The following is a 2,935-nucleotide window of genomic DNA, read 5'->3' as shown; positions in this document are numbered from 1 at the left end:
CGGTCGCCCCGGGGCGGACGGACTCGGCGTCCGTCAGAGGAGTCCGGTCACGGTGCCCGCGCCGACGGTCCGGCCGCCCTCGCGGATCGCGAAGCCGAGGCCGACCTCCAGCGGCATGTCACGGCCGAGCTCCACCGTCATCGTGACGGTGTCGCCGGGACGGGCCACCGCCGCCTCGCCGAGGTCGACATCGCCGACGACGTCCGCGGTGCGGAGGTAGAACTGCGGCCGGTATCCCGTGGCGACCGGGGTCGTACGGCCGCCCTCGCGCGCCGAGAGGACGTACACCCGCGCGGTGAAGCGCCGCCTCGGGGTGACGCTGCCGGGCGCGGCGACCACATGGCCGCGGCGGACCGCGTCGCGTGGCAGCCCGCGCAGGAGCAGCGCCACGTTGTCGCCCGCCTGCGCCTCCGCCATGGGCTTGCCGAACGTCTCCAGGCCGGTGACCACCGTCTCGGTGTCCGCGCCGAGCACCTCGACGCGGTCGCCCACGCGGACGGTGCCGCGCTCGACGGCGCCGGTGACCACGGTGCCGCGCCCGGTGATGGTCAGTACGTTCTCCACGGACAGCAGGAACGGCGCGTCGAGATAGCGCTCGGGCATCGGCACATAGGTGTCCACCGCGTCGAGCAGCGCCTCGACCGAGGCGGTCCAGCGGGGGTCGCCCTCCAGCGCCCGGAGCCCCGAGACCCGTACGACGGGGACGGAGTCGCCTCCGTAGCCGTGGGTGGAGAGCAGGTCGCGGACCTCGAGCTCGACGAGGTCGATCAGCTCCTCGTCGCCCGCGTCGGCCTTGTTGAGGGCGACGACGATGTGGTCGACGCCGACCTGGCGGGCGAGCAGCACGTGCTCGGCGGTCTGCGGCATGATCCCGTCGAGCGCGGAGACGACGAGGATCGCCCCGTCGAGCTGGGCGGCGCCGGTGACCATGTTCTTGACGTAGTCGGCGTGGCCGGGCATGTCCACGTGCGCGTAGTGCCGGGTGTCCGTCTCGTACTCGACGTGCGCGATGTTGATGGTGATGCCGCGCTGCGCCTCCTCGGGGGCGCGGTCGATGCGGTCGAAGGGCACGAACGTACCGGTGCCGCGCTCGCTGAGGACCTTGGTGATGGCGGCGGTGAGGGTGGTCTTGCCGTGGTCGACGTGGCCCATGGTGCCGATGTTGAGGTGCGGCTTGGTGCGGACGTAGGCCGTCTTGGACATGGTGGTTCCTTCTCCGGAACTCGAAGCTGTTGCCCCTGCTCCGGGCCCGACCGACCCTCCCCCTGCGGGGTCCGCCGGAGTGTSCGGGGAGGGTCAGCTTCGGGCGCCGCCGAAGGCGTCGGGAGTCGGGACGGCAGCCTTCGCTGCGCCCGCGACGGCGGGCGTTGCTGCGAGGAAGGCGTACCGGAACATGGGTCTGATCCTCACCGAAGCGGACGCCCGCGTCGAATGGTTTTCCGCCGCACCGTTCAGAGGTCCTGCCGCACCGTTCAGAGGTTCTTCAGGGCCTCGCGGGCCGAGAGCGGCGCGAGCCTGCCCCGCTCGCGCCCGACGAAGGCGCGCACGGCGTCCGGATCGGTCTTGGCGTACTCCCGCAGGCTCCAGCCGATGGCCTTGCGGACGAAGAAGTCGGGGTGCCCGGACTGGCGCAAACAGTAGGCGAAGAGCCGCTCGGCGTCGGTGGACTCCTTGCGGCGGAGCTGGTGGAGGAGGGCGGTGCGGGCCACCCACAGGTCGTCGTCCTCGAKCCACTCGTCCATGACGGCGGCCAGCGCCGGGTCGGCGGCGACGAGCCCGCCGACGACATGCGCGGCGAGCGCGTCGACCGTGTCCCACCAGGGGTTCGACGTCACCAGATGGCGTACGACGGGCAGGAGTCCCGAGGAGCAGCGGCGGAGGTGGCGGCGCAGGTAGTCCGCGGCGAAGTAGGCGTACTCCCGTTCGGGGAGCGCCCAGCAGCGCAGGGCGATGGCCGCGCAGTCGTCCTCGCCGGGGCGTGGCGTCCCCGCCAGGACCGTACGCGCCAGCTCACGGCGGACCGGCGAGGTCAGCCCGAGGAAGGGAGCGACGTCCTTCATGTACGCGCGCATCCGCCCGGCACGTACTGGATCGGCCGCGGCGGAGTAGTGCGTGACGAGCCGTCCGAGCACGGTGTCGGCCAGGTCACTTCCCGGGACTGTGACGCTCATGAGACGCACCATACGGCGATCAGACACATCGGGCGGTTAGTCTGCCCGGATGTCCGACACCGCAATCGCCCGTCCGCGGGGTCTCGCCGCGCGCTGCGCCAGGACGCTGCTCTCGCCGTGGTCGCGGCTCTCGCTGCTCGTGGTGCTGCTCGCGGCGGCGGGGACGTGCGTCCTGCTCTTCGAGCCGCAGCGGCTCCTGTCCGGCGGCTGGATCGCGCAGCTCGGCGGCGCCACGGCGGTGGCGCTGTTCGCCGTGGCGTACGGCGCGTGCACCGCCGCGTTCGTGCCGCGCCCGCTGCTCAATCTGGCGGCGGGCGCGCTCTTCGGCACGCAGGCGGGCCTCGTCGCGGCGATCGCGGGCACGGTGTTCGGGGCGGGGATCGCCTTCGGGCTCGGCCGGATGCTGGGGCAGGACGCGCTGCGCCCGCTGCTGCGGGGCAAGTGGCTCCAGGCCGCCGACGGCCAGCTCAGCAGGCACGGCTTCCGGTCGATGCTGGCGGTGCGGCTCTTCCCCGGTGTGCCGTTCGCCGCGGCCAACTACTGCGCGGCGGTCTCCCGCATGGGCTGGCTGCCGTTCCTGCTCGCCACGGGCCTCGGGTCGATCCCGAACACGGCGGCGTACGTCATCGCGGGCGCCCGCGCCTCGACGCCGACCTCCYCGGCCTTCCTGATCGCCATGGGCTTCATCGCGGTGACGGGGCTCGGCGGGGCGGCGGTGGCGTGGTTCAAGCGGCATCACCTGCGGGGGCGCTGAGCGCCGGAGG

Annotated in this window: 3 protein-coding genes; 1 reads left to right on the top strand and 2 read right to left on the bottom strand. The window is 73.0% G+C overall.

What is annotated here, in order from left to right:
- Positions 1 to 33: 33 nt before the first annotated feature.
- Both tuf and AB8Z36_RS37795 read right to left on the bottom strand, forming a co-directional pair.
- The gene (tuf, locus tag AB8Z36_RS37800; RefSeq protein WP_369217902.1) at positions 34 to 1,203 is read right to left on the bottom strand and encodes an elongation factor Tu; all 1,170 of its coding nucleotides are present in this window, start codon (positions 1,201 to 1,203) and stop codon (positions 34 to 36) included.
- 269 nt (positions 1,204 to 1,472) lie between these two features.
- Entirely contained in the window at positions 1,473 to 2,171 is a 699-nt protein-coding gene (locus tag AB8Z36_RS37795) for a DNA alkylation repair protein (protein ID WP_369217901.1), read from the bottom strand.
- Positions 2,172 to 2,220: 49 nt separating this feature from the next.
- Between AB8Z36_RS37795 and AB8Z36_RS37790 the strand changes: the two genes are divergently transcribed.
- On the top strand, positions 2,221 to 2,925 hold the full coding sequence (locus AB8Z36_RS37790) for a TVP38/TMEM64 family protein (RefSeq protein WP_369217900.1): 705 nt from the start codon (positions 2,221 to 2,223) through the stop codon (positions 2,923 to 2,925).
- The last annotated feature ends 10 nt before the right edge of the window (positions 2,926 to 2,935 follow it).

Origin of the sequence: Streptomyces flavofungini (assembly GCF_041028215.1) — a bacterium.
Taxonomy (GTDB): Bacteria; Actinomycetota; Actinomycetes; order Streptomycetales; family Streptomycetaceae; genus Streptomyces; species Streptomyces flavofungini_B.
Note: the sequence above shows the minus strand (reverse complement) of the source record. Positions and strands in the feature narration are given on the sequence as shown.